Below are 25,276 nucleotides of genomic sequence, written 5' to 3' on the forward strand. Positions count from 1 at the left end.
GGCCGCCTGCCGGTGGAGGAGAGTAGGCTCCAGGCTGGTGTCCACTATCAGCGTTGGTGGACACCATGGTGGAGTGGAGTCAGATGTCGAGCTCGGGCCGGCGGAGTTGGAGCGGTGAGCAGAAGCAGCGGATCATCGAAGCGACGCTGGTGCCCGGAGCGTCGGTGGCGGAGGTGGCCCGGCAGCACGAGGTGAACGCCAACCTGCTGTTCAAGTGGTTGCGCCAGGCGGGCCAGGGTCGTGGTGTCGCGAAGCGGACCGGGCGTGTTGGCGACGGGGCATCCGCGGTGCCGATGGAGTTCGTGCCGCTGGGCGTGTTCGGCGGGAGCGAGAGGACGGCCGCGGCGGCGAGCCTGCCGCTGGCGGCACCGGAGCGGTCCGCGAGTTCCGATCCAGCCTCCTCCGCGGCGTGCACCGAGCAGCGGCCGGGAGCGATCGAGATCGCCCTGCCGGGCGGGGCCCGGGTCCGGGTCGACGCCTTCGTCAACCAGGGGGCGCTACGGCGCGTGCTGCAGGCGCTGAAGGAATTGCCGTGATCACGGTGACGCCCGGCACGAAGGTGTATCTCTGCTGCCGTCCGACAGACATGCGGCGCAGCTTTGACGGCCTTGCCGCCGACGTCGCCGCGGTGTTGAGGCAGGATCCGTATTCCGGCCATCTGTTCCTCTTCAGGTCCAGAAAAGCGGACTACCTGAAGATTCTTCACTACGACGGCACGGGGCTGTGCCTGTTCGCCAAGAGGCTGGAGAAGGGCAAGTTCGTGTGGCCGCCGATCGTCGACGGCACGATGGTGCTGACTCCAGCCCAGATGGCGTTGCTGGTCGAGGCGATGGACTGGCGGCGGACGGTGCCGCCGGAGCCACCGCGGCGGCCCGCGGTGATCTGACAACGCGCTGATTCCATGCGGGAATCCTGGCTTCGGCGGGTCGGATCTGCTAGACAGGGGGCATGTCGCTGGCGACGGCCTCCCTACCCACCGATCCTGCCGAATTGCGCGCCTTCGCAGCCGCGCTGCAGGTCGAGGTGCAGCGGGAGATCGCGGCCCGGAACGCCGAGATCCATGCCAAGACCCTGCACATCGAGAAGCTGAAGGCGGAGCTGGCGGCGTTGCGCCGGGCCCGGTTCGGCCGCTCGTCGGAGAAGCTCGACCGCGCCGTCGAGCAGCTCGAGTTGGTTATCGGCGACATCAAGGAGGACCACGCCGAGACCGAGGCGCGGACGGAGGCAGTGCCGTCGGCATCTGGGCGCGAGGGCAAGCGGGGTGTATCCGATGATCTGTGTAAGTGGCCCGCGGGCATCGTGCTTTGCGGCCTCAGCGCGCTGAGGCCGCAAAGCGGTCGGCGAACAGAATGGCAAACTGCCCCATCGCGGCGGTCCATTCAACCGGCCGTTTCCAGCGCAGGCCGGCGTTGCGGATCGCCAGGAACAGCAACTTGGTCGCGGCCTCGTCACTCGGGAAGCTGCCGCGGGTCTTGATGATCTTGCGCAGCGAGCGGTGCAGGCTCTCCACCGCGTTGGTGGTGTAGATCATCTTCCGGATCGCCGGCGGGAAGGCGAACATCGGCACCACGTGCTCCCAGGACCGCCGCCACATCGGCGCGATCGCCGGATAGCGCGCCCCCCACTCGGTCTCGAACTCGTCGAGCCTGGCCGCAGCCGCCTCGATTGTCTCGGCCCGGTAGATCGCCTTGATGTCGGGCAGCACCGTGCGGCGGTCCTTCCACGACACGAAGGCCAGCGAGTTGCGGATCAGATGGACGATGCAGAGCCTGCCCCCGACCCGATCGGGGGTCTGCACCGTCGTCTGCGGGAACACGGCGCCGATCGCATCGGGGAAGCCGGTCAGCCCGTCGACCACCGCGATCAGGATGTCGCCGACGCCGCGGGCCTTCAGCTCGTTCATGACCTTGAGCCAGAACTTGGCGCCTTCGGTCTGCTCGATCCACAGGCCGAGCACCTCCTTGTCGCCCTCGGCCGTGATCGCCAGCGCAACGTAGACCGCCTTGTTGCGGACCAGGCCCTCGTCGCGGATCTTGACCCTGAGCGCGTCGAAGAACACCACCGGATAGACCGGGTCGAGCGGCCGGGTCTGCCACGTCCGGACCTCCTCGAGCACGGCGTCGGTGACCCGGCTGATCAGGTCCGGCGACACCTCGACGCCGTACATCTCCTGCAGGTGGCCCTGAATCTCGCGCACCGTCATACCGCGGGCGTAAAGCGACACGATCCGCTCGTCGAAGCCGTCGAGACGGCGTGCGCCCTTGGGCACGATCAGCGGCTCGAAGGTGCCGTTGCGGTCGCGCGGCACCGCCAGCTCCAGCTCGCCCTCCTCGGTCAGCACCGTCTTGGCCGAGGTGCCGTCGCGGCTGTTGCCCGTGCCCCGCCCGGCCGGGTCGCCCTTCTCGTAGCCCAGGTGCGCGCTCAGCTCCGCCCCCAGCGCCCGCTCCAGCAGCGCCTTCTTCAACTGCCGGAACAGTCCGGCCTCGCCCAGCAGATCCTCCGGCTGCTCATACCCCGACAGCAGCTCGTCCAGAAGCTCCGGTCGCAGTGTCGTCATCGCAAGTCCTCCACTACTAAATGTTGAACCCGCGGAGCTCACTTACACAAGATACCGGACACCCTCCTTGTCGGTGACCCCGGCGGTTGGAGCGATCCCCTGCCTCCGGAGGAGCTTGCGCATCAGCTTGCAGGCGGCAGCCGCGTCCCGCCTGGCCTGAACCAGCACCTCGAGCACCTCACCTTCGGCATCGACGGCCCGCCAGAGATACATCGACTTGCCGCCGATCCGGACGAACATCTCGTCGAGGTGTCAGCGACGGTGCGGCGCCGGCCGCCGCGCCCGAAGGCGCCGGGCGATGATCGGACCGAACCTGCTCACCCAGCGGCGGATCGTCTCGTACGTCACTTTCCCTGCTGGATGCCAACGTGGTCAGGAACCGCCCCTCCCTGCTGGCGACACGAGCCGAGTGGCGTTGGCTTTCAGAGCTTGCGCAGCAGCTCCATGAAGCGAGTGACGCGCGCCTCATGGGTGTTCCGGTCGGCGCCCAGATTGGCCTCAATGCAGGCGCCCGCAAAGAAGGTGGCAATGAGATCACAGACCGCGTCCACCGGCATGGCCGGCCCCTCCTCCGCCACATTGCCGGCGAGCGCAGCTCTCTGTGCCGCGTTGAAGTCGCGGATCAGCGAGACGGCCCGCTCGGGCAGATCGGCGACCTCCCGGGTCGAATTCACCGACAGGCAGCCGGCACATCCTGGGGTATTGAACGGTAATGTCCGCAGAAAGGTCTCGACATTGCCCCAGCCCAACGGGGGGCGCTGCAGCATGGCAAGTCCAGGTCGCGTATCAAAGTAGCGCTTCAGCGCCGAGACAAAGAGGTCGTCCTTGTTCTCGAACTCGGAATAGAGGCCGGACTTGTTCACCCCGGTCGCGCGCTCGAGCTCGTGTAGGTTGGTGCCCACATAGCCCGAACGCCAAAATAGCGGGATCGCCTTGTCGAGCAAGGAGTTGCGGTCGAATTTCTTCGGTCTTGCCATCTCCTGAAGATAGAATTCCGAACTGATCAGTTCAATTGCTTGGGCGACGCTTCCGTCCCTCCCTCTCGAGAAATTATTTGAACCGAACGGTTCATTAAGGCTTGCAAGCAGCCGATGGGTCGCCTAGTTATGAACCGATCGGTTCAAAATGTCTTCCCTCGACCTGGCAGGAAATTGATGTCGCGGCTCATCAGCAGACGTGTGCTCTCGCGCCGAGCCAGTTTCTGGACTGCCGCCGGCGTTGTCGCCCACACCCTCTGGACCAGCGCGGCGCCGGCGATGACCTATCCGCTCTATGCGCGACAGTGGAATCTCACGCCCACGCTGACCACGGCCATCTTCGCCATCTATCCTGTGACGGTGGTCGGTGCATTGCTGGTCTTCGGGGATCTTTCGGATCGCATCGGCCGTGGGCGCGCCATGTTCTATGGCGTGGCGGCGTCGGCGTCGGGCGTGCTGCTCTTCGCGCTGGCGACCGATGTCGACATTCTGTTCGCTGGACGGGTGCTGATGGGCATCGGCGTTGGCCTCTCCGCCGGCCCCTCGGCGGCCGCATTGGTCGACTTTGCGGGTGAAGGCGCCGAGGCGCGGGCGAGTTCGGTGGCAATCGTCGCACAGGCCACCGGCTTCTCGGCAGCACTGCTCGTCGGGGGCGCGCTCACTCAGTACGCTCCTTTTCCGACACGGCTCAGCTTCGCCGTTCTCCTTGCGCTCCTGCTTCTGCTGCTTGCCGCCCTCAGCCGGCTGCCGGGACGGGAGGGGGTCGCAACCGGCGGGCCCTGGCGCCTGCGCCTACCGCAGATTCCGCCGGAAATGCGCCTCCCCTTCTGGTTCACCGCGGTGACGGTGATGACGGCCTACACGCACGGCGTTCTCGTCACCTCGCTGGGTGCGGAGATTGCCGAGCAGCTCGTACGATCGTCGAACGTCTTCATCAACGGCGCCGCCCTGTCGATCTTCGCGGTGGCTCTCGGCGTCACTGGCCTGGTCGGCCGGCGACTGGCTGCCCGGCTGGCGATCCTCCTTGGTTCGGCAGCCTCGCTGGTCGGCATGCTGTTTCTGGCCATCGCGGTGCTGGCGCACAGCCTCGCCGCCTTCGTTGCGGCCTCGGCTGTCTCCGGCATCGGCTACGCGTTCATGGTCTATGGCGGCCTTGCCATCGTGAGCGCCCACACACCGAAGGCGATACGCGGCTCGATCATGTCCGCGGTGTTCCTGCTCGCCTATCTGTTCACCGGCGCGCTGGCGCTCGGCCTCGGCAAGACGGCGACGATCTCGGGCCTGCCAGTTGCCGCCCTGACCGGCATCACAATCATGGCGACACTCTGCCTGGTGGTGGTCGCGGGAGCCAGCATGCTCCCGCTTGGCGCGGCGGACGGGAGCGGCGAACGCCCTTCGTCAGAAGCATGACAATTTTGAACCGTTCGGTTCGATACTCTTCAACCTCAGGAGACTGATCATGACACTCAAGATCCATCCGATTCGGCTGGGCGAACTCACCATGGATGCGTCCGGGCTCGTCCTGTTCCGGACCCCCGGCGTGAAAACCAGGATCCCGTTCCTTGGATTCCTGATCACCGGCGGCGAGGCGCCGGTGCTGGTGGATACGGGGCCACGCGACGTCGACATATTCGACGCTTTCGGCATGCAGGGGGTGCGGACGCCGGAGATGACGCTCGACCACCACCTCGCCGTGCATGGGCTCACCCGATCCGACATTCGCTACATCGTGCACACGCATGCCCATATCGACCATGCCGGCGGCGATGATCTCTTCCCGATGACCACCACCGTGGCACTGGCACGACGCGAATTGGAGTTCTCGGCGTCCGGCGTCATGGGCTCCGGCATGTACACGGCCGCCGATACAAAGCATCTCATCGATCGGCTGCACACCCGCGGCGCACTGCGCTTGTTCGATGTCGATGGGACCTATGAGGAGGAGGTGATCCCGGGCGTTGCGGTTCGACTGTCGGGCGGGCATACGCCGGGGTCGATCTCCGTGCTGGTCGAAACCGACGAAGGCATCGCCAACATTGCGGGAGACATTGCGTATCACATCGACGATCAGCTGGTTGCGCCGATCCTTGACCACAATTTCCATGAGCCGACCATCACGGCGAACCGAGCCATGTCGTCACTGGAGGAGAAGCGCGCGATCAAGCGCGCCCTGTCGGACAGCCGCTTCCTGCTGATCGGGCATGACGACCCTGCGCTGATTTCGGGAGGGCGCGTCATCGGGCGCTATGCCGGCGCGATCAGCAATCCCGAAGCCGATGTCACCCGCGCCGCGAACTATGGGCTGCTGGCGCAGAGCCTGTCCGTAGCTGCATAAGGCGAGGGGGCGGGAGGGAGCGGCGCCGGCAGCTTCCTCCCGCAGATCGATCACTCCGCCCCAAACCTATCGGCACCTTGGAAGCCGTGCCTCTTCATTCGTGAATCGAGACAGGGTGACTACGGCATCCTGTGGCCCCTGTGGTCCCATAGGTCGGGCAGTGATGGCGGCCTCCCGACAAAGGATGCCTCTCCGCCCCGCCGGAAAAAAGGCAGCGGGCGCGGCGGGCGCGTCTCCTGCCATGGTGAACCGCAAGAGGGGCGCCCCGTGCCGTCAGACCGGGAGGGGGTTGGCTTCCATCTCCGCATTAAAAGAATTGATGAGCTGATGTTCGCCGCTGCCCGGATTATCCCGCAGCACACGGATCGCCTCGACGAAAACCTCTTCGCTGTCAGTCTCCAGGCCTTTCATCGTCTCGGTGATGAAGGCATCGAGCGGCATGGCGCGCGGATCACCGCTCTTCTTGATCAGATCCGTGTCGACCCATGGCGGCGCGATCTCCTGAACCCGCACCGTGGTGTTGCGCAATTTGAAGCGCTGCGACAGCGCATAGGAATGCAGGGCGGCCTTGGTCGCCGAATAGATAGCCGTCGCGGCCAGCGGCACAAAGGCCAGGACGGATGTGTTGTGAATGATCGTAGCCCGCGACTGCGACTTGAGATGCTCGATCAAGGCTGACGTCATGAGGATAGGGCCGACGAGATTGGTGTCGATCAGCTGGCGCATGACCGCCTCGTCAATAGAACCGGAGGCATCATCGAAAGGCATGATACCCGCATTGTTGATTAGGACATTGAGCGCGGGGTGGTCACTGATCAGCTTGGCCGCGACGCGCGCAACGTCGGCCGGATCGGCTATGTCGAGTTCAATGCCCTCGATGCCGGGATTGGCAGTCGCCACCTCGTCCAGCAAGGCCTTACGCCGGCCCGCAATGATCACCTTGTTGCCAAGCCGGTGAAAGGCCTCGGCAAGCCCGCGTCCGATGCCCGACGTGCCTCCGGTGATGAAGATGGTGTTACCTGTCATTTGCATGAGGAATCGTCCTTGGAGAAGATGACCCGCACAACTTGCCTTGGGCCATGTTGCAGTTGCAGTGCAGGAACAATGGTCGACCTGCGTCATCTCGCGAACGACATAGATGCTTGGTTTCCGGCCATATCGCCTTTCCGGGCCGAACACGACTTGGTGGCGGCAAAAGAGCGAATCTAATCTTGGAATGTCGGAAATACTTCACGTGTGGGTGGCGTTGCTCTTGCGCTCTCGGTGGCGGCCGTATCAATGGACAATCCGGGCGGACAGGACGTAGATGACATCCTTTCGGCCATGACATTGGCGAAGGAGGAGGCGCGCAACCAGATACGATGAGCCTTGTGTCCAGGAGGAATCATGAGAGTTGGCTTGGTTCTGTGCCCGAGCTTCCAGGCGGTCTGCTTCGGCGCGGTGGCGGCCTTCGACGTGGCCAACAAGCATGCGGGAGAGAAGGTCTACGACCTCCACGTGCTGTCGGAGGATGGCGGGCTGGTCGCCTCCTCCTCGGGGATCCAGGTCATGACGGAGCCCTTCGACCAGCCCCCCTTCGACACGCTTATCGTCGCCGCAGGTCTCGAGATCCCGACGTCGTCGCCCGGCCTGGTCCGGCTTCTCCGCGCCGCCGCCCGGGACGCGCGGCGTGTCGCGTCCATTTGCCTGGGCTCCTTCGTTCTCGGGGATGCAGGGCTGCTGAACGGGCGGCGCGCGACGACGCATTGGCGCTATGCGGCCGAGCTGCGGGCCCGGTTCCCGGAGTGCCGGGTCGACATGGACAAGATCTTCATGGCGGACGGCCAGATCTGGACCTCCGCCGGCATGAGCGCCGGAACGGACCTGGTGTCGGGATGATCGAGCGGGACCTGGGGCCGGACCGGGCCCGGGCCGTCGCCAAAGGCATGGTGATGTATCACCGGCGGTCCGGCGGGCAGTCGCAGCATTCCGCCATGCTGGATCTCGGCGTCAGCGAGGACAGGATCCAACGGGCGCTGACCAATGCCAGGCAGAATCTGCGCGAGGGTCTGAGCATCGAGGATCTGGCGCGCGCCGCATGCCTGAGCCCGCGGCAGTTCACGCGCCTGTTCCGTTCCCAGACCGGGACGACCCCGGCCAAGGCGGTCGAGGCCCTGCGGATCGAGGCCGCGAAACTGATGCTGGAGCAGAGCCGGCTGCCCATCGAGGCCGTCGCGCAGGAGTCCGGCTTCGCCAACCGCGAGCGCATGCGCCAGGCCTTCATCCGGGTGCATGGCGAGGTGCCCAGAGCGATCCGCAATGAATCGGGCACCCTCGCCGTGCTTTAGTGACCGGACGTCAGCTCAGCCGGATGTTGGACAGATCGATCGACACCACCAGCGGCTCTTCGCTGAAGCTGCCGTCGGGCTGCCGCGCGAAGATCCGCCTCTTGGTCGGAAACCTGATGCCCGAGACGTCCACATAGTCGTCGACGAGGTGGGCGCCCGGCGCGTTGCCGGCGATCTCCACGTCATAGTCGTGGCGCTTCAGCAGCCCCTCGGCATCGAAGTAGAGCGTCTGCACCGCGCAGTGCGTCGCGATCTCAGCCGGGAAGCGGACGGCGAGACGACGCCAGAGGCCCTCACCCGTCCGCCACGGCTCGATCTCCTCGGTCTCGACGCCCGGCCAGGCGAGCAGGAAGGGCGTGTTGAGATACGCCCACATGGCGCAACCGGCGAAGTAGGCCAGTTGAAGCTCTGTCCACGGCGTCTGCAGCGTGTGGCCCGCGAAGCTCCTGCGAGGATCCCGGAGTTCCTCCAGCAACGTCCCGTCCGCGGCTTCCAGGGCCACCCGTCCGGGCTCGAATTCGGAACGGCGGCGCCCGGCGCCGAACGGCGCATGGGACGCCCATTCCTTGCGCAGGTCGACCGTGACCGTGGTGCGTTCGAGGGTCTGCGGCTGCCCCTTCAACGGCCACAGCACCCCGCCCTGCTCGAGATCGGCGGTGAGCCGTTCGAACTGCCGCCAACGCTGCAATCCCCATGGGGCTTCGATCGCAAAGTCCCTGAGCCTCGACATGGCACGCTCCGCTACGGTGGCAAGAAAGTCTACCTACCGCCCGAAGGCTAAGGCCCCGGCAAGCATTCCGCGAACGCCGTAGATGCCTTGTTTCCGGCCACCGCCTTCATCAGCCGCTCAGCTTCGCGTCCGCGCCAAAAGCGGTCAGGGCATCGGCGCCCCGACACCGGACATCGCTAGAACCCATAGGATCCTGGCCTTCCCGGCCAAGCCCGGATCTCGGAACGTGGCCGAAACCCGGCCATCGCAGGCCGGCACCTCGAAACGGACACGACTGCACGCGACCCAGGCTGTGTGGAAACGCGCGTGCGATGAGCTGGATGGGTTGGGTGTGGTCGTTGGGACTGGTTGTAAGCCAGGCGTCAGGCTCGGATCGCCTGCAGCGAGCCGTCGACGCCGAGGATCGAGATCACGCGCTTGAGATTGTAGGCGAGGACGTAAAGGCTCATCTCCGTGCTGACCCGCTTCAAGGTGCGGGTCAGGAAGTGTGTCGCTCCCATCCAGGCCTTAAGGGTGCCGAACGGGTGCTCGGCCGTCTGGCGGCGAACGCGCATGGCGTTTGGCGCCTGGTCCAGCCGCTGCTGCATGGCGTCGATGACGGCTTCATGCTCCCAGCGCTTGATGCGCCGCTCCTGTCCGGTCGTGCATCGCAGCTTGATCGGAGACGTGTTGCACGGGAAGGCCAACACTGAAAATTTCGCTTCTCGATGCATTACATTTCCACGGGTTTAAAGCGAATTTGCGCTACGCTTTATTTTACTATATTTTAATACAATCCGCAGATTTATTGATTTGACTCTGATTTCGATTCCGAGATCAAGTATAGTCAAACTGCTTTTCTGAATCGGCGAACCGACATTGCCTGCCCTCGACACCGCCTTGAACGCCCGGCAAGCAAGTCCGCTGCGTCGATGCCGCAACATCGCAAACCTGCGGCTGCGCGCGGGAGCGCTCGCGAGGCGATCCATACCACGGGTGATCCTTGGGACCTCGGCGACAGATCGCCCGCACCTCATGCCTCGCCAGCACCTCTCCCGTCAGCCGCAACATCACCGCCAATGGTCTCCGCGCCGCAACGACCGGAGCGCGACGAGCCGAGGATCGTCAGATCATGAACGACATGCAGCAGATAGCGCATCCGCTGACGGCGGCTCAGTCGGAAGTCTGGCTGGCGGAGGCGCTGACTCCGGCCACGGCGCAATACACCATCGCCGAATATCTGGAGATCCACGGGCCGATCGACCCGTTCCGGTTCGAGACGGCACTGCGGCGGGTGGTGGCGGAGGCGGAGAGCCTGCACTTTTCGTTCATCGACGATGGTGCCGGCCCGCGGCAGATCTGGGACGTGACGGCCGACTGGCCGTTCCCGGTGATCGACTTCAGCGGCGAGACCGATCCCCGGGTCGCGGCCGAAGACTGGATGCAGGCGGATCTGGCCCGACCGGTCGAGCTCGCCCATGGCCCTCTCTTCGCTTACGCCCTCCTCCGCGCGGCACCTGATCGCTTCTACTGGTATCAGCGCAGTCACCACATCGCCCTGGACGCCTTCGGTGGGGCGCTGTTCGCGGGCCGTCTTGCCGATGTCTACACGGCGCTGGTCGAAAGCCGGGAGCCGGAAGCCAGTCCTTTCGGCGTGTTCCGGGATCTGCTCGCGGCGGACGTGGAGTATCGCGGTTCGGGCGCGTTCCTGCAGGATCGACGCTACTGGACCGAGCGCTTCGCCGACCGGCCTGCCCCGGTGAGCCTCGCCGGCCAGCGGGAGCCAGCTGGTGGCATCGTGCGCCATCGGACCCGTCTGCCGATCGGGACCAGCGCGGCGCTGCGGGATCTGGCGCGGGCGGGCGGCACCACCCTGCCGCAGCTCCTGATCGCCCTGACCACGGCCTATCTCCACAGGATGACCGGCGAGACGGATCTGGTGATCGGGTTCCCGGTGACGGCGCGATCCGGCCGGACGCTTCGGGGCATTCCGGGCATGGTCGCGAACGTGGTGCCGCTGCGTTTGGCGATGTCGCCCGAGATGAGGCTCGCGGATCTCCTCGGCCAGGTCGGCCGCGAAGTCCGGCTGGCCTTGCGCCACCAGCGATATCGGTATGAGGATCTGCGCCGGGACCTCGGGCTGGCGGCGGGGCGGCAGCATCTGTTCGCGACGTCGGTCAATATCATGCCGTTCGATTACGACCTGCGCTTCGGCGGTCATATGGCGAGGGCGCACAACCTGGCGAACGGCCCGGCCCGGGACCTCGACATCTACCTCCTCGACCGCGGCGCCGGCCAGGCGCTTGAGTTCGGCTTCGATGCCAATGCGGCGCTCTATGAAGCCGATCAGCTGGCCGCGCACGAAGCCCGCCTGATCCGGCTGTTCGAGGCGATGGTCGAGGATCCGTCACGGCGGATCGGGGCGGTCGAGATCCTCGCGGCGGCCGAGCGGCGGCGGATCCTGGAGGAGTGGAACGCCACGGCGCACCCCTCCCCCGAGGCGACGCTGCCCGAGCTGCTCGAGGCGCAGGCCGCGCGGACCCCCGCGGCGACGGCGCTGATCTACGAGGAGCAGAGCCTCACCTACGCCGAGCTCGACGCCCGGGCCAACCGGCTGGCCCATCACCTGATCGCGCGCGGCGCCGGGCCGGAGACGATCGTCGGGCTGTGCCTGGAGCGCTCGCCGGCGATGGTGGTGGCGCTGCTCGCCATTCTCAAGGCCGGCGCCGCCTACCTGCCGCTCGACCCGGACTACCCCGCAGAGCGCTTGGCCTTCATGGTCGCCGATGCCGCCCCCTTGTGCGTCATCACCACCGCCGCGCTTGCCGCCCGGCTGCCCGCGGCCGCGCCGCGGCTCGCGCTCGACGATCCCGGCCTGGCCGCCGAGCTCGCCGTCCGGCCCGCCACCGCCCCCACCGACGCCGACCGCACCGCCCCGCTCGACCCCCGCCACCCCGCCTACCTCATCTACACCTCAGGATCCACCGGCACGCCAAAGGGCGTCCTTGGCCTGCACGCCGGCATGGTCAATCGTCTGCGGTGGGTGGGTGAGCTGCAACCCTATGGAAAGGGCCCCGCACTGGCCAAGAGCTCTTCGAGCTTCATCGATGGCTCGACGGAACTCCTGGGACCCCTCCTCCACGGTGCCAAAATCGTCCTCGCGACCTCCGCCGCAACCAGGAGTCCGGCCGAGATGGCGCGCTTGATCGAGCGCCATTCCATCGGCTGCATCACCCTCGTGCCCAGCCTGCTGGCACCTCTCCTCGAGCAGGGCGAACCGCAGCGGTTCGCCTCCTGCCTACTATGGATCACCAGCGGCGAAGCGCTTTCGCAATCCCATGTGACATGCCTGAAGACGGCGTGCCCCGATGCGCGATTTCTCAACCTCTACGGTGCTTCGGAAGCGGCCGGCGACAGCGTCTATGCCGAGTGCGGCTTGTCCGGAGGGAGCACGCATGGACTGGTGCCGATCGGTACGCCGATCTGGAACACGCGGGCATATGTCCTCGATGATGCGCTTCGTCCGGTGCCGGCGGGGGTGGTGGGGGAGCTGTACATTGCGGGAGCGGGCCTGGCGCGAGGGTATCACGGGCGGCCGGGGCTGACGGCGGAGCGGTTCGTGGCCGATCCGTTCGGGATCCCGGGGAGCCGGAATGTACCGCACGGGCGACCTCGCCTGCTGGCGGGCCGACGGGGTCCTGGAGTTCCGCGGCCGGGCCGATCATCAGGTCAAGATCCGTGGCTTCCGGATCGAGCCGGGCGAGGTCGAGGCGGCGTTGCTGGCCGATCCGGCGTTGGCGCAGGCGGCGGTGGTGGCGCGTGAGGACCGGCCGGGGCAGAAGCAGCTGGTCGGCTATGTCGTGGCCCGGGCCGGGACGGCGGCCGAGCCCCAGGCGCTGCGCCGGACGGTGGCCGAGCGGCTGCCCGATCACATGGTGCCGGCGGCGGTGGTGGTGCTGGCGGCGCTGCCGCTGACCCCGAACGGCAAGCTCGACCGCCGGGCCCTGCCGGCGCCGGCGTTCGAAAGCCGGGGCCGGGAGCCGCGGACGCCGCAGGAGGCCCTGCTCTGCCGTCTGTTCGCCGAGGTGCTCGGGCTGGAGCGGGTCGGCCCCGAGGACAGCTTCTTCGATCTCGGCGGCCACTCGCTGCTCGCGACCCGGCTGATCTCCCGGCTGCGGGCGGCGCTCGGGATCGAGCTCGCCATCCGCAGCCTGTTCGAGGCGCCGACCCCGGCCGGGCTCGCGCTCCACCTCGACAACGCCGCCGCCGCCCGATCGGCGCTGCGGCCGATGCCGCGGCCGGCGGCGATCCCGCTGTCCTTCGCCCAGGCCCGGCTGTGGTTTCTCGATCAGCTCGAGGGGCCAGGCCCGACCTACAACATCCCGCTCGCGCTGGCCCTCGATGGATCGCTCGACGCCAGGGCGCTGCAGATGGCGCTGGCCGATGTGGCCGGGCGGCACGAGAGCCTACGCACCCTGCTGGTCGAGGGCGAGGCGGGACCGGAGCAGCGGATCCTGGCCACGGCGCAACCGGCGCTCGAGGTGGTGGAGACCGGCGCGGACCGGGTCGCGGAGATGCTGGCCGAGGCGGCTGGGCACGGCTTCGACCTGGCGCGAGAGCTGCCGCTGCGGGCGACGCTGCTGCGGGTCGGGGTTGAGCGGCATGTGCTGCTCGTGCTGCTGCACCATGCCGCCGGCGACGGCTGGTCGCTGGCGCCGCTGCTGCGCGACCTGGGCCAGGCCTATGCCGCCAGGCTTGGGGGACGGGCTCCGGACTTCGCGCCGCTGCCGGTTCAGTATGCCGACTATACGCTGTGGGAACGCGAGCGGCTCGGTGAGGAGACCGATCCGGGCAGTGCGATCGCCGGCCAGCTGAGATTCTGGGGCGAGACTCTGGCCGGGCTGCCGGAGGAGCTGGCTCTGCCGTCCGACCGGCCGCGCCCGGCGCGGCCCAGCCGACGGGGCGAGACCCTGAGCTTCCGCCTCGACGCCGGGCTGCACGGCCGGCTGCTGGAGCTTGCCCGGGCCGGCGGCGCCAGCCTGTTCATGGTACTGCAGGCCGGGCTGGCGGCTCTCCTCGCCCGGCTCGGCTGTGGCCCCGACATCCCGCTCGGCAGCCCGATCGCGGGCCGCACCGACCAGGCGCTGGATGAGCTGGTCGGCTTGTTCGTCAACACGCTGGTGCTCAGGACCGACACCGCGGGCGACCCGAGCTTCGCAGAGCTGCTGGCCCGAGTGCGCGAGGCCGACCTCGCCGCCTACGCCCATCAGGACCTGCCATTCGAGCGCCTGGTCGAGCATCTAAACCCTGCCCGCTCGCTGGCCCGGCACCCGCTGTTCCAGGTCATGCTGGTGCTGCAGAACAATGTGGCGCCGCGCCTGGAGCTGCCCGGTCTCAGCGTCAGGTCGCTCGCGGTCGGCACCGGGACCACCAAGTTCGACCTCTCTTTCAGCTTCGCCGAGCGGCGCGGCGCCGATGGGGCGCCGGAGGGGCTCGACGGCACCATCGAGTTCGCCTGCGACCTGTTCGACCGGGCGACGGTGGAGGCGCTGGCGGAACGCCTGATCCGGCTGTTCGAGGCGATGGTCGAGGATCCGTCACAGCGGATCGGGACGGTGGAGATCCTCGCGCCGACCGAGCGGCGGCGGATCCTGGAGGAGTGGAACGCCACGGCGCACCCCTCCCCCGAGGCGACGCTGCCCGAGCTGCTCGAGGCGCAGGCCGCCCGGACCCCCGCGGCCACGGCGCTGATCTACGAGGAGCAGAGCCTCACCTACGCCGAGCTCGATGCCCGGGCCAACCGGCTGGCTCATCACCTGATCGCGCGCGGCGCCGGGCCGGAGACGATCGTCGGGCTGTGCCTGGAGCGCTCGCCGGCGATGGTGGTGGCACTGCTCGCCATCCTCAAGGCCGGCGCCGCCTACCTGCCGCTCGACCCGGACTACCCCGCAGAGCGCCTCGCCTTCATGGTCGCCGACGCCGCTCCCTTGTGCGTCATCACCACCACCGAGCTCGCCGCCCGGCTGCCCGCGGCCGCGCCGCGGCTCGCGCTCGATGGCCCGGGCCTCGCCGCCGAGCTTGCCGCCCGGCCCGCCACCGCCCCCACCGACGCCGATCGCACCGCCCCCCTTGACCCCCGCCACCCCGCCTACCTCATCTACACCTCAGGTTCCACCGGTACGCCAAAGGGCGTCCTGGTGCCGCATCAAGGAGCGGTCAATCTTTATCGGTGGTATGCCCAACAGTACCACCTATCCCGAGACACTCGCGTCCTCGTCATCTCGTCTTACGCCTTTGATCTGACACTCAAGAACCTCTTTGCATCGTTGATCTCGGGCGCACCGATTGTCCTCGGGCCCAACGTCCTGCTTGACGGGCAGCGGCTCGCGCGGCTCATTCACGCATCACAAGCCACTCTCCTAAATTGCGCTCCGTCGCAGTTCTATGTCCTGACCGATGATATTGCCGAGACGGCGACAACGCTTCGCACCCTCAAGCTTGCTATTCTTGGCGGCGAGAGCATCAAGGCTGATGCACTTCGAGCAATCGGTCCGTCTGTCCCAGGGCTGCGCTTCATCAATAGCTATGGGCCGACGGAGATCTCCGATGTCTGCGTCGACTCCCAGATTGAACCTCAGGATGAAGGAGAACTCGTCACTACTCTTGGTTCGCCGATCTGGAACACGCGGGCGTATGTCCTCAATGCTGCGCTTCGTCCGGTGCCGGCGGGGGTGGTGGGGGAGCTGTACATTGCGGGAGCGGGCCTGGCGCGAGGGTATCACGGGCGGCCGGGGCTGACGGCGGAGCGGTTCGTGGCCGATCCGTTCGGGATCCCGGGGAGCCGGATGTACCGCACGGGCGACCTCGCCTGCTGGCGGGCCGACGGGGTCCTGGAGTTCCGCGGCCGGGCCGATCATCAGGTCAAGATCCGTGGCTTCCGGATCGAGCCGGGCGAGGTCGAGGCGGCGTTGCTGGCCGATCCGGCGTTGGCGCAGGCGGCGGTCGTGGCGCGCGAGGACCGGCCGGGGCAGAAGCAGCTGGTCGGCTATGTCGTGGCCCGGACCGGGACGGCGGCCGAGCCCCAGGCGCTGCGCCGGAGGGTGGCCGAGCGGCTGCCGGATCACATGGTGCCGGCGGCGGTGGTGGTGCTGGCGGCGCTGCCGCTGACCCCGAACGGCAAGCTCGACCGCCGGGCCCTGCCGGCGCCGGCGTTCGAAAGCCGGGGCCGGGAACCGCGGACGCCGCAGGAGGCCCTGCTCTGCCGCCTCTTCGCCGAGGTGCTCGGGCTGGAGCGGGTCGGCCCCGAGGACGGCTTCTTCGACCTCGGCGGCCACTCGCTGCTGGCCACCCGACTGATCTCCCGGCTCCGGGCAGCGCTCGGGATCGAGCTCGCCATCCGCAGCCTGTTCGAGGCGCCGACACCGGCCGCGCTCGCGCTCCGCCTCGACGACGCCGCCGCCGCCGACACCTTCGCCGTGCTGTTGCCGCTTCGAGCCCAGGGTAGCCGGCCACCGCTGTTTTGCATGCATCCGGCCGGCGGTCTCAGCTGGTCTTATGCCGGGCTCCTGCGCCATTTGCCGGACCGCCCTCTCTACGGCCTCCAGGCCCGCAGTATCCGCCAGCCCGACCGACGCCCCACCAGCATCGAGGCAATAGCCGCCGACTATCTGGCGCAGATCCGCACCGTCCAGCCCGCCGGACCCTATCACCTGCTCGGCTGGTCCTTCGGCGCCCTTGTTGCCCATGCTGTCGCCTCTCGGCTCCAGAACGAAGGCGAACCGGTCGCCTCGCTCGTTCTCCTCGATGGCTATCCGCCGGGGCATGAAGACAAGCGCGAGGGTTCTGAGCCGACTGATCAGGAGCTCTTCATGATGCTGGTCTCTACTCTCTCCGATGCGCCATTCGAGCCCGGCGACGAATTGCTGTCTATCCCGGCCCTCAAGCATCGCCTTGCCCAGTCCGAGCTCGCGCTCGGCGGCCTCGAGGACGACGTCATTGGCGCTACCCTCACCGCATTCAGGGAGCACCCGCGTCTCCTGGAGGCCTTCAGACCGCGTGCCTTCAAGGGCGATCTCCTGTTCTTCCAGGCAACCCTAGGCAACGATGGCGACGCCGCGATGCCGCCCCCGGAAGCCTGGCGGCCCTATGTCCAGGGCCGCATCACCGCCCACGGCATCGCCTGCCGGCACGAGAGGATGATGCGGCCCGAGGCGCTGGCCGCGATCGGCCCGATACTCGCCGCCACCCTCGACCGGGCGGACGCGCGCTTCTCCCCATCCGCCAAGGAGCCCACCGCATGAGCAACCCGCTCGAGACCGAGACCGGCAGCTTCCACGTGCTGGCCAACGATGAGGGACAGCATTCCCTTTGGCCGGAATTCATCGACATCCCCGCCGGCTGGCGCACCGTCTTCGGACCCGACGATCGCCGGACCTGCCTCGACTATGTCGACACCAATTGGACGGATATGCGCCCCCTGAGTCTCGTCAGCGGGATGCACGAAGCAGCCCCATCAGCAAGCAACGTCGATGTACCGGGCGGAGCCTGGACAGAGATGTACTGCCGAGCGGATATCAAAGACAATACCGGACGGAACTCGCGCCATCCTGAGCAATAGTCCCGCTCGGATAGACGATTGTGTCGCCGTCGGCTGAATTCTGGATATCCCGAGTGCTCCACCATAGGTGTTGTTGGCCCCCGGGCCGACCTTGAGCCGCCAATTGAAGCCGGCCTGGATGCGCCACTTCCGGCCATCGGATTCGCGTCTCGGCAGCGGACATAGACCGGTGCGAGCGATCCCGGCGCTCTCCGGCCGACCTTGCTCGACCGGGGTGCCCGAAAGCGGCCGTTGTGCTCGACGCTGAAGAGCGGACAAGATGTAAGGCACCCTCATACGGGCAAGAGCTGCGCGCGAGGCTTGGAGAGTCCGATGCGTGTCAGACGGATTGACGACCCAACGAAACGGATGCGCGGCTGGCTTGTCGAGTACTCGGTTGCGGCACGACATACGCGCAAATTCTTCTCCGACCTGGCGTTCGGCACCTCCGCACGGGCAAAGGCCGCGGCGGAGGCGTTTGCGATCAAGGACCTTGGAGAGCACCACGAGATCAGATCGCTGCGGAGCAGGCTCATGCCCCGCAAGAACACGCCTCATGGCATCCCCGGGGTCGCACGCTATGTCCGCCCCGGGGGCACGTCCGCCTTCTGGACTGCCTATTGGACCCAGGACGGCGTGCGGCGTCAAAAAAAGTATTCGGTCGCCCGGCATGGTGAACGCGAGGCGCGCGAACTGGCCTTTGCCACCCGTGCCGACATGACCGCCGGCAACCTGGAGCGTCTGACGGAGCTGCTCAAGATCCACGCCCTCGGCCGGTTGGCGGCGCCCAAACGGAAGAAATGATCATTATCGCAGATCGGATCCCGCCGCCAAGCAGGCTCACGCGGAAGACCAAGGCGAACGCCCGAGCCGCGCATGGCGATCGACAGAGCGATTGGTAGCGGGCAGCAAGGAAAATCCAGAAGAGTAATGGCCGGCCTAGTCGGGCTGGAGCGCGCCATTTGCGGCCACGATACCTCCGGTTCAACACCGGACGTCGCCAGAACCTAACGGCTTCCGCGGGTTTACGGGCTGATAGGGTAAGCTGCGCGCACCACAAGCGGTCATTGGGGACCTTCCCAACAGCGGACACACTGAGGGTCGGCGGCGATGGCGCTGGATCAGACCACGCGGGATACGAGGGATTTTCGGAGCTTACGTGACCTGCCCTCCTCAGTCCGCTGGCCATCTTTACCTCGGAGCATTTCCGGGCGCATGTCGCGCTCGGATCCTATCGGCCCTCCAGCGGCACCGTGAGGATGGACGCATGAGCATATCCTTCCTTCATTCCCGGGGCACGCAAGCCCCCATCCGGATCCCCGCCATGGGTCTCGAACTGTTTATCCGTATGCCCCTTGTCGCGAGCGCAGGCGAGTTCTGCTTCATCGAGACGATCAATGCGCCGGGTGCGGGCCCACCGCGGCATCGGCACCGCGAGGCGGAGATCTTTCGCGTCATCGAGGGGTGCTACCTCTACGAGGTGGACGGCCGGCGGTTCTTCGCCGAGGCTGGCGATGTCGTGAGCATTCCCGGTGGCGCAGCCCATGGCTTCGTCAACGTGACAGACGCTCCGGCCCGCCAGTACATCCTCATCACCCCGGCACTCGATGCCGAAGCCTTCTTCACGGAGCTTGCGGGCACGATGCGGGCTGGCATTCCGGATCGGGAGGCGCTCAACGCCTTCGGGGCCAGGTGGGGCGTCGAATTCCTCGGGCCGCCGCTGACCCGGGGCGATCTTCCTGCCCACTGAGCCGGGCAGGGCACCACCGGGCGCCCTCCGCAGCCGCCGAGGAGCTTCCTGCGAGTATTCTCCCTGAGCCTCATCCCCCGTCGGGCGGCGGCCGACCCGTCCGGGCGGTCTGCAGCGGCGCCAGGAGCATGGCAGCCGCCAGTCCGAGCGCCCCGCCGAGCAAGGTCTCCCAGGCCCGTGCTGCGAGCAGCCAGATCGAATGCTCGCCCGTGACCGCCAACGTCACGACGAGCGTGAAGGCGTACGCTCCGCAGGCGATATCGTATCGCTCGGGCAACGCCATCGCATAGATGATCATGGCAAGCGCCGCCGCGGCCCAGATCAGGAGCGGCGCATCGACGGCGATCGGGAGGCAGATGAGCCCCAGCGGGACACCGACTGCGGTGCCCATGATGCGGCGGCGCACCCGCTCGATCGTTCCGGTCGGCGAGCTGGTCACGACATACGCGCACGCCGTGATGGCCCAAGCGGATTCGGCAAGCCCGATCATGTCGTTGAGGGCAACGATGACGAGGGTGGAAGCCGCTGCCTGCAAGCCGGCAACGAGCTCCGGCGACAGGCCGTCCCGACCGCCGATGGAGGCGGGAGCCGAGGGGATCGGCGGCGGGCGTTCGGCCGGGCCGCTCAGAACGCGGGGGACGATCGCCGCAAGCGTTGCGACGGCGGCAGCAACCCCGACCATTGCGATATCCGCCTCGGTCAGGCCGGCGCCATAGGCGAGGAGCTGGCCGATGAAGACCTGCGAACCGATCCCGGCGCCCAGAATGCCGAAGCGCTTCAGATACCCGACCAGAAAGGCACCCGTCGCGAGCGTCAGCTCCGATCCCGCCTGGCCAACCCCCGTCAGCAATGAGCCCAGGAGGATGAAGACAGCCGCGCCCAGCGCTGCGGCAGTGCACAGAAGGAACAGATCTCGGCTGGATTCGGCTCTCGTGGAGCGGCCTTCGGAGACGCTCGCCCACAGTGCGAAGCCACCGGCCAGCACGCTAAGTGATGCGCCACCGGCGAGGCCGCGGTCGATCTCCGGCATGGCCCCCAGCATCGCCGCGACGCCGTATGCGGTGACCAGGCGCAGTCCCTTGATACGGCGATGCGTGCCCGGATCGATGCGGTTCAGCCATCCTGCAAGCGATGCCAGGAGTCCGGTGGCAATCCGGCGTGCACCGGCGGATGCAGCCTCGTGGTTCGATCGGCGGTGCTCGGCGGGAGCCACGTGCTTGTCGTCGTCCACGGCCGTCCCCTACGTCGCGTGGCACCGGGCTGGCCACATCACGCAATGGGAGTTCGAAACAATGGTCCGCCAGTGTCCGGAATGCCGGTCGGCTGCGCAATCGCTTTCGCCAGGTTCGCGCCATATGCGGTCATCACGTTGGTGTCCCGATACCGGGCATCGTCGAATTCGCAGGGCCCGGCCTTGGTTATGATAATTTGGCAAATGGCAATCACTCTATAGATATTCTCCCCGGAGAACGACATGATCGTAATATTTACTCGCGTTCTATTGTGCAGGTGCGGCAAACGGAAGTGACACCCAATACGGGATACCTGACGCGTATACTATCCACGGCTGGATTGGCCTTACCGATTCGGCTAAAAGTGCTGACTTCAGCGAATCCGCGGAGTAGATGGATGAACTGGCTGAACAACTACATTCGTCCGAAGCTCCGGGCCCTCGTCTCGTCCCGGCCGAAGACGCCGGACGATCTGTGGACGAAGTGCCCGAACTGCGAGGCGATGCTGTTCCATCGCGACCTGGAGGCCAACCTCCATGTCTGCCAGCATTGCGGCTTGCGGGCGGCAGCCGCGTCCCGCCTAGCCTGAACCAGCACCTCGAGCACCTCACCTTCGGCATCGACGGCTCGCCAGAGATACATCGGCTTGCCGCCGATCCGGACGAACATCTCGTCGAGGTGCCAGCGCCGGTGCGGCGCTGGCCGTTTCGCGCAGAGGCGCCGGGCGATGATCGGACCGAACCTGCTCACCCAGCGGCGGATCGTCTCGTACGTCACCTCGATGCCGCGCTCGGCGAGCAGGTCCTCGACGTCACGGTAGCTCAGGGTGAAGCGGAGATACATCCAGACGGCGCGCTGGATCACGTCGGATGGAAAGCGATCACCGGAATAGCAAGGCGGAGTCATGGCTACCGCTACGCTCACCGCTGGCGACCCGCAAGGCCGTGAACGTGACAAGCCCCTTCCCCGGTCGCCTGTTGCGCCCGGGCGAGGTCGTGCCGCGGGAGGTACTGGCCTTCGTCGCCGGTCAGCTCGATGTCGACCCCGATACGCTGGCAGCCTATGCCGTCCGCTCACCGACCCGGTATGACCAACTTGAGGCGCTACGGGCCACTTACGGGTTCCGGACTTTTACCCAACCCGATCAGCGGGAGATGGCCAAGTGGCTGCTGCCGGTGGCCCTGGCCACAACCAGCGGCGTGGCGCTCGCCAGCCTGCTGCTGCAGGAGTTGCGGCGTCGTGCCATCGCCGCCCCTGGACCCAGTGTCATCGAGCGCTTGGTGGCCGCCGCCCTGTTGCAAGCGGAGCGCCATGTGGAGCGGCAGGTCGACGCTGGTCTGTCCGGGCCGCAGCGGGATGCGCTGGAGTCTCTGCTGAAGATCCACCCCGACAGCCCACTCAGCACTCTGGCCTGGACGCGCCAGGTGCCGGGATCGGCTGGGCACCGCGCACTGGCCCGACTGATCGACCAGCTCACGCGGCTCCGAGCCTTGGCGATCGATCCCGTGATCATCGATGGCGTCAGGGCCGGATCACCGACCGCACCTTGCTCAACCAGTCCTTCCGCGCCTCCGGACTCAACCTGGTGATCGCGGCGATCGTCTACTGAAACACGGTCTACAAGGAGCGGACCGTCCGGCACCTCCGCTCGACGGGGATCCCAGCGCCCGATCAGTTGCTGACCCACGTCGCACCGCTGGGCTGGGAGCACATCAGCCTGACCGGCGACTACCTCTGGGAGCAGGCCGCCCAGACCCCGCTCGACTACTGGCCGCTCCGGCTCCAGGACGACATCCTCGCCGCCGTCGGCTGATCATGTTCTCGCTTTGTCCGGCGAAAGGTGCATTGGCGGTAAAACCTTGAGGTGCCCCCTACGTCGAAAACAATCGGGGATCCATCGTCGACTATTGTGATCGCCACCCGTATGGCGAGCCCATCGCCAGTAGCTTCGTCGAATCCGGCGCCAACTAGGTCGTCGCCAAGCGCTTCGTCAAGAAGCAGCAGATGGTCTGGTCGGACGCTGCCGCCCACGGCCTCCTTCAGATCCGCCCCGCCGTCCTCAACGGCGACCTGCGACACCACTTCGAACAATGGTACCCGTCTATGGCCGCCGATGTTGCCACGCACAGCAGGGCAGCCTAGCACCCGGTTTGGCACGGTCTCCGCCGCCGGCCGCCCGGGCGGGAGCGCGTCGATTCCGAACATATCGAAGGGTGCCGCGAAGCGGACATTCGTCGACCTGGCTGTCGATGGCCGTCGGATCGTCATCTATAGCGCTGCTCGAACCCATCGTCAGGCTAGGCTCTGGCGAGCAATCTAGCTCGGCGATTGCGCCTGTCTGCGCCAGGTGCCAGGCGGAACCCCGAATTCCCGCTTGAAGGCGCGGATGAACGCCGCCTCCGCCTCGTAGCCGACCTCGTAGGCGATCTGCGCGATCGGCTGGCGTCCGCCGCGCAGCTTGTCCTTGGCGACCTGCATGCGCCAGAAGGTGAGATAGCGTTTTGGCGGCATTCCCACGAGTGCCGTGAAGCGATCGGTGAAGGCCGAGCGGGAGAGCGCGACGTCCCTGGCCAGGCTTTCCGCCGTGCATGGGCGGTCGAGGTTGCTGTGCACCAAGGCCAGTGCCCGCCCGACGATCGGATCGCGAATGCCGGCGAGCCAGCCTCTCTGCTCGGCCGGAAGCGTCGCCGCATAGCTGCGCACCGCCTCCACGAACATCAACTCCGAAAGCCTCGACACGACCATCGACGAGCCGAGCTCTCCCTGCTGCAGGCCTTGAATGGCAAATCGCAGCGAGGATTCGATCCACTCGCTCGATCTCGCCAGGCCCATATCCACTTTCAGGATGCGGGGAAGCGTCGCGATCAGCGGGTTCCTGTCCTGGTCGCTGCCCAGGAATCCGCAGATGATGCGAGTGGTATCGCCCCCGCCGCCATGGGCGATCCGCAGCAGCCCTCCCGAGTCCCCGGGCTGGATGAGCTCATGGGCGTAGACCGGCCTCAGGCCGATGCAACTGCAGAGCAGATGCGGATCGTTGCGGGGTAGCAGCACCGTATCGCCGGCGCAGACTTCCACCGGATCCTGTCCGTCGACGCTCACGAGCATCCGGCCTTCCACGACATAGTGATAGGCGATCACCTGGAGCGGTTCGGCGAGGAACGGCTGGCAGTCCTCGGGATCAATCTTGGACATCACGCACCACGGTGCGGTGAAGCTGGCTTCGAGAAACATGCCCCCAGTCAGCCGCACCGCCCGCAGCACCTCTGACAGCGGGTCCGTGGCACCTTCCTGTCGGCCGGCGCCGGTCAGACGGCCAACTGATCCGGCGGGTTGGTCATTCACTCTGGGCGACCCGTGCTTCATCTTGGCGTCGCTGCTGTTGGGGCACCGCACCGCCTGCGGCGAAGCCGAGCGGCGGTCCCGCCTTCCGAACACGCGCAGGGGAAGATCATGAATGCCTCCACCCTGGCAGGGCGCTTGGCTGCGCCCGTCGACGACAGCAGTGTACACCGTGGCGCCGGCTGGATCACCGCGATTGCAGGCAAGATCGCCATTGTGATGACCCGGGAGACGCGGATCCAGCGCTCCGAGGCCTTGGCGCGGCTCGACGATCACATCCTGCGGGACATTGGCCTCACCCGAGCCGAGATCGCCCACGCTGCTCTCCTCGGGCGCGGAGCCGCCGACGCGCTCCGCCTCCGACCTTCCGAAGCAATCAAGGAATGGTAATCATGACCAAGTACAGATCCGACCCGCCCCAGCTGCAGGGCGGCCTGTTCCTCACCGATGGCGGCATAGAGACCACGCTGATCTTTCACGAAGGACTCGATCTGCCCTATTTCGCCGCCTTCCACATCCTAAGGGACGATAGCGGCCGGGCGGCGCTGCGCAGGTACTATGCGCGGTACATCGAGATCGCACGGAGGGAAGATGCCGGCTTCATCCTGGAAAGCCCAACCTGGCGTGCGAGCTCGGACTGGGGCCGCAAACTCGGCTACTCCGAGGAGGAACTGGCCAGGGCCAACCGCGACTCGATCGCGCTGATGCGGGAGCTGCGCGATGAGTTCGAGACCGGGCTGACGCCGATCGTCATCAGCGGCTGCGTCGGCCCGCGCGGCGACGGCTACGATCCGGGCCAGGTGATGCGGCCGGAGGAGGCGGCGGCCTATCACGGGAGCCAGATCCGCACGTTCGGCGAGGCCGGGGTCGACATGGTCACGGCCATCACCATGACCAATGCGAACGAGGCCATCGGTGTGACCCGCGCCGCGCGAGAGGCGGGCGTGCCCGTGGCCGTCTCCTTCACCCTCGAGACCGACGGCAGACTGCCGACGGGCCAGGACCTGAAGGAGGCGATCGAGGAGGTGGACGAAGCGACCTCCGGCGGGCCGATCTACTACATGATCAACTGCGCCCATCCGACCCATTTCGCAGCAGTGCTCATCGTCCTCGACGCCTGGGTCGAACGCGTGCGGGGCGTTCGCGCGAACGCGTCCCGGCGCAGCCATCAGGAGCTCGATGGAGCGCCCGATCTCGACGATGGGGATCCGGTGGAACTCGGCCGCCAATACGGCGACCTGCTGAAGCGTCATCCACAGATCAACGTCCTCGGCGGCTGCTGCGGCACCGACCATCGCCATGTCGAGCAGATCGGCATGGCATGCAAACTTGTCGCTTGAGTCTGCGGTAAAGGTCGTTGAGGCGCCGTATCCGGCCATAGCTGCGGCGCATCGATACCGGACATCGCTCAATCCCTGAATTTGGCCCTTCTCGTTCAGCCCGAACCCCGGAGC

Annotated in this window: 21 protein-coding genes and 6 pseudogenes; 18 read left to right on the forward strand and 9 right to left on the reverse strand. The window is 66.8% G+C overall.

All coding sequences use genetic code 11. The features are described 5' to 3' along the window. Positions 1-83 precede the first annotated feature (83 nt). From tnpA to QFZ27_RS39220, 3 genes and pseudogenes are all read left to right on the forward strand, one after another. Positions 84-536: an IS66-like element accessory protein TnpA gene (gene tnpA, locus QFZ27_RS39210; protein WP_429232359.1), complete on the forward strand. Its 453-nt coding sequence runs from the start codon at positions 84-86 to the stop codon at positions 534-536. After that, the gene (tnpB, locus tag QFZ27_RS39215) at positions 533-886 is read left to right on the forward strand and encodes an IS66 family insertion sequence element accessory protein TnpB (protein WP_429232360.1); all 354 of its coding nucleotides are present in this window, start codon (positions 533-535) and stop codon (positions 884-886) included. The genes tnpA and tnpB overlap by 4 nt, the downstream gene beginning before the upstream one ends. A gap of 62 nt (positions 887-948) precedes the next feature. Then, positions 949-1,203: pseudogene (locus QFZ27_RS39220) on the forward strand (transposase domain-containing protein); the annotation flags it as partial. Positions 1,204-1,312: 109 nt separating this feature from the next. On the opposite strand, the gene QFZ27_RS39225 reads toward QFZ27_RS39220, so the two are convergent. From QFZ27_RS39225 to QFZ27_RS39235, 3 genes and pseudogenes are all read right to left on the reverse strand, one after another. Continuing rightward, positions 1,313-2,557, reverse strand: a complete 1,245-nt coding sequence (locus QFZ27_RS39225; RefSeq protein ID WP_429232361.1) for an IS256 family transposase — start codon at positions 2,555-2,557, stop codon at positions 1,313-1,315. 66 nt (positions 2,558-2,623) lie between these two features. Continuing rightward, a pseudogene (locus QFZ27_RS39230) lies at positions 2,624-2,905 on the reverse strand (DDE-type integrase/transposase/recombinase); the annotation flags it as partial. Between the two features lie 74 nt (positions 2,906-2,979). Next, the gene (locus QFZ27_RS39235) at positions 2,980-3,534 is read right to left on the reverse strand and encodes a TetR/AcrR family transcriptional regulator (RefSeq protein ID WP_429232362.1); all 555 of its coding nucleotides are present in this window, start codon (positions 3,532-3,534) and stop codon (positions 2,980-2,982) included. A 177-nt stretch (positions 3,535-3,711) separates the two neighbouring features. Between QFZ27_RS39235 and QFZ27_RS39240 the strand changes: the two genes are divergently transcribed. Then, positions 3,712-4,944 carry an MFS transporter gene (locus tag QFZ27_RS39240; protein WP_429232363.1) on the forward strand — a complete coding sequence of 411 codons (1,233 nt, stop codon included), beginning with the start codon at positions 3,712-3,714 and terminating at the stop codon, positions 4,942-4,944. A 49-nt stretch (positions 4,945-4,993) separates the two neighbouring features. Continuing rightward, positions 4,994-5,869 carry an N-acyl homoserine lactonase family protein gene (locus QFZ27_RS39245; protein ID WP_429232364.1) on the forward strand — a complete coding sequence of 292 codons (876 nt, stop codon included), beginning with the start codon at positions 4,994-4,996 and terminating at the stop codon, positions 5,867-5,869. 273 nt (positions 5,870-6,142) lie between these two features. Here the strand turns inward: QFZ27_RS39245 and QFZ27_RS39250 are convergent, their stop codons facing one another. Then, on the reverse strand, positions 6,143-6,895 hold the full coding sequence (locus QFZ27_RS39250) for an SDR family oxidoreductase (protein WP_429232365.1): 753 nt from the start codon (positions 6,893-6,895) through the stop codon (positions 6,143-6,145). Between the two features lie 360 nt (positions 6,896-7,255). Here QFZ27_RS39250 and QFZ27_RS39255 point away from each other — a divergent pair, with 360 nt between their 5' ends. Together QFZ27_RS39255 and QFZ27_RS39260 are read left to right on the forward strand one after the other, a co-directional pair. Next, positions 7,256-7,747, forward strand: coding sequence for an AraC family transcriptional regulator (locus tag QFZ27_RS39255; RefSeq protein ID WP_429232366.1), 492 nt, complete (start codon positions 7,256-7,258; stop codon positions 7,745-7,747). Continuing rightward, on the forward strand, positions 7,744-8,196 hold the full coding sequence (locus QFZ27_RS39260; protein WP_429232367.1) for a GlxA family transcriptional regulator: 453 nt from the start codon (positions 7,744-7,746) through the stop codon (positions 8,194-8,196). The genes QFZ27_RS39255 and QFZ27_RS39260 overlap by 4 nt, the downstream gene beginning before the upstream one ends. 10 nt (positions 8,197-8,206) lie before the next feature. Here QFZ27_RS39260 and QFZ27_RS39265 read toward each other — a convergent pair whose 3' ends face one another. Both QFZ27_RS39265 and QFZ27_RS39270 read right to left on the reverse strand, forming a co-directional pair. Beyond that, positions 8,207-8,926, reverse strand: coding sequence for a hypothetical protein (locus QFZ27_RS39265; RefSeq protein ID WP_429232368.1), 720 nt, complete (start codon positions 8,924-8,926; stop codon positions 8,207-8,209). Between the two features lie 362 nt (positions 8,927-9,288). Continuing rightward, positions 9,289-9,600 (reverse strand): annotated as a pseudogene (locus tag QFZ27_RS39270) (transposase); the annotation flags it as partial. 437 nt (positions 9,601-10,037) lie between these two features. Between QFZ27_RS39270 and QFZ27_RS39275 the strand changes: the two are divergent. The 5 genes from QFZ27_RS39275 to QFZ27_RS39295 all read left to right on the forward strand — a co-directional run bounded on the left by QFZ27_RS39275 (position 10,038) and on the right by QFZ27_RS39295 (position 19,251). Next, complete coding sequence (locus QFZ27_RS39275) at positions 10,038-12,728, forward strand: amino acid adenylation domain-containing protein (RefSeq protein ID WP_429232369.1); 2,691 nt, start codon at positions 10,038-10,040, stop codon at positions 12,726-12,728. After that, positions 12,718-17,205 (forward strand): non-ribosomal peptide synthetase, encoded by a 4,488-nt coding sequence (locus QFZ27_RS39280; protein WP_429232536.1) that lies wholly within the window; start codon positions 12,718-12,720, stop codon positions 17,203-17,205. Before QFZ27_RS39275 ends, QFZ27_RS39280 begins: the two co-directional genes overlap by 11 nt. Then, positions 17,202-17,522 carry an MbtH family protein gene (locus QFZ27_RS39285; protein ID WP_429232370.1) on the forward strand — a complete coding sequence of 107 codons (321 nt, stop codon included), beginning with the start codon at positions 17,202-17,204 and terminating at the stop codon, positions 17,520-17,522. The genes QFZ27_RS39280 and QFZ27_RS39285 overlap by 4 nt, the downstream gene beginning before the upstream one ends. A gap of 312 nt (positions 17,523-17,834) precedes the next feature. Beyond that, positions 17,835-18,305: an AP2/ERF family transcription factor gene (locus QFZ27_RS39290; protein WP_429232371.1), complete on the forward strand. Its 471-nt coding sequence runs from the start codon at positions 17,835-17,837 to the stop codon at positions 18,303-18,305. Between the two features lie 520 nt (positions 18,306-18,825). After that, entirely contained in the window at positions 18,826-19,251 is a 426-nt protein-coding gene (locus QFZ27_RS39295) for a cupin domain-containing protein (RefSeq protein ID WP_429232372.1), read from the forward strand. Between the two features lie 70 nt (positions 19,252-19,321). On the opposite strand, the gene QFZ27_RS39300 is transcribed toward QFZ27_RS39295, so the two are convergent. Further along, positions 19,322-20,482, reverse strand: coding sequence for an FUSC family protein (locus tag QFZ27_RS39300; RefSeq protein ID WP_429232373.1), 1,161 nt, complete (start codon positions 20,480-20,482; stop codon positions 19,322-19,324). 503 nt (positions 20,483-20,985) lie between these two features. Here QFZ27_RS39300 and QFZ27_RS39305 point away from each other — a divergent pair. After that, entirely contained in the window at positions 20,986-21,072 is an 87-nt protein-coding gene (locus QFZ27_RS39305) for a hypothetical protein (RefSeq protein WP_429232537.1), read from the forward strand. Here QFZ27_RS39305 and QFZ27_RS39310 read toward each other — a convergent pair. Then, positions 21,039-21,389: pseudogene (locus QFZ27_RS39310) on the reverse strand (IS6 family transposase); the annotation flags it as partial. The gene QFZ27_RS39305 and the pseudogene QFZ27_RS39310 sit on opposite strands and share 34 nt — an antisense overlap. Here QFZ27_RS39310 and QFZ27_RS39315 point away from each other — a divergent pair. The 3 genes and pseudogenes from QFZ27_RS39315 to QFZ27_RS39325 form a co-directional block, all read left to right on the forward strand. Beyond that, complete coding sequence (locus QFZ27_RS39315; RefSeq protein ID WP_429232374.1) at positions 21,353-22,072, forward strand: DUF4158 domain-containing protein; 720 nt, start codon at positions 21,353-21,355, stop codon at positions 22,070-22,072. The pseudogene QFZ27_RS39310 and the gene QFZ27_RS39315 sit on opposite strands and share 37 nt — an antisense overlap. Positions 22,073-22,104: 32 nt before the next feature. Continuing rightward, positions 22,105-22,296 (forward strand): annotated as a pseudogene (locus QFZ27_RS39320) (Tn3 family transposase); the annotation flags it as partial. Positions 22,297-22,355: 59 nt separating this feature from the next. Continuing rightward, a pseudogene (locus QFZ27_RS39325) lies at positions 22,356-22,625 on the forward strand (ISKra4-like element ISBte1 family transposase); the annotation flags it as partial. 174 nt (positions 22,626-22,799) lie between these two features. On the opposite strand, the gene QFZ27_RS39330 reads toward QFZ27_RS39325, so the two are convergent. After that, entirely contained in the window at positions 22,800-24,140 is a 1,341-nt protein-coding gene (locus QFZ27_RS39330; RefSeq protein WP_429232375.1) for an AraC family transcriptional regulator, read from the reverse strand. On the opposite strand from QFZ27_RS39330, the gene QFZ27_RS39335 reads away from it, so the two are divergent. Together QFZ27_RS39335 and QFZ27_RS39340 are read left to right on the forward strand one after the other, a co-directional pair. Next, on the forward strand, positions 24,078-24,212 hold the full coding sequence (locus QFZ27_RS39335) for a YjiS-like domain-containing protein (RefSeq protein ID WP_429232376.1): 135 nt from the start codon (positions 24,078-24,080) through the stop codon (positions 24,210-24,212). The genes QFZ27_RS39330 and QFZ27_RS39335 overlap by 63 nt on opposite strands. Positions 24,213-24,214: 2 nt before the next feature. Continuing rightward, positions 24,215-25,162, forward strand: coding sequence for a homocysteine S-methyltransferase family protein (locus QFZ27_RS39340; RefSeq protein WP_429232377.1), 948 nt, complete (start codon positions 24,215-24,217; stop codon positions 25,160-25,162). Positions 25,163-25,276 lie beyond the last annotated feature (114 nt).

This window comes from Inquilinus ginsengisoli (assembly GCF_050434925.1).
GTDB classification, from domain to species: domain Bacteria; phylum Pseudomonadota; class Alphaproteobacteria; order DSM-16000; family Inquilinaceae; genus Inquilinus; species Inquilinus ginsengisoli_B.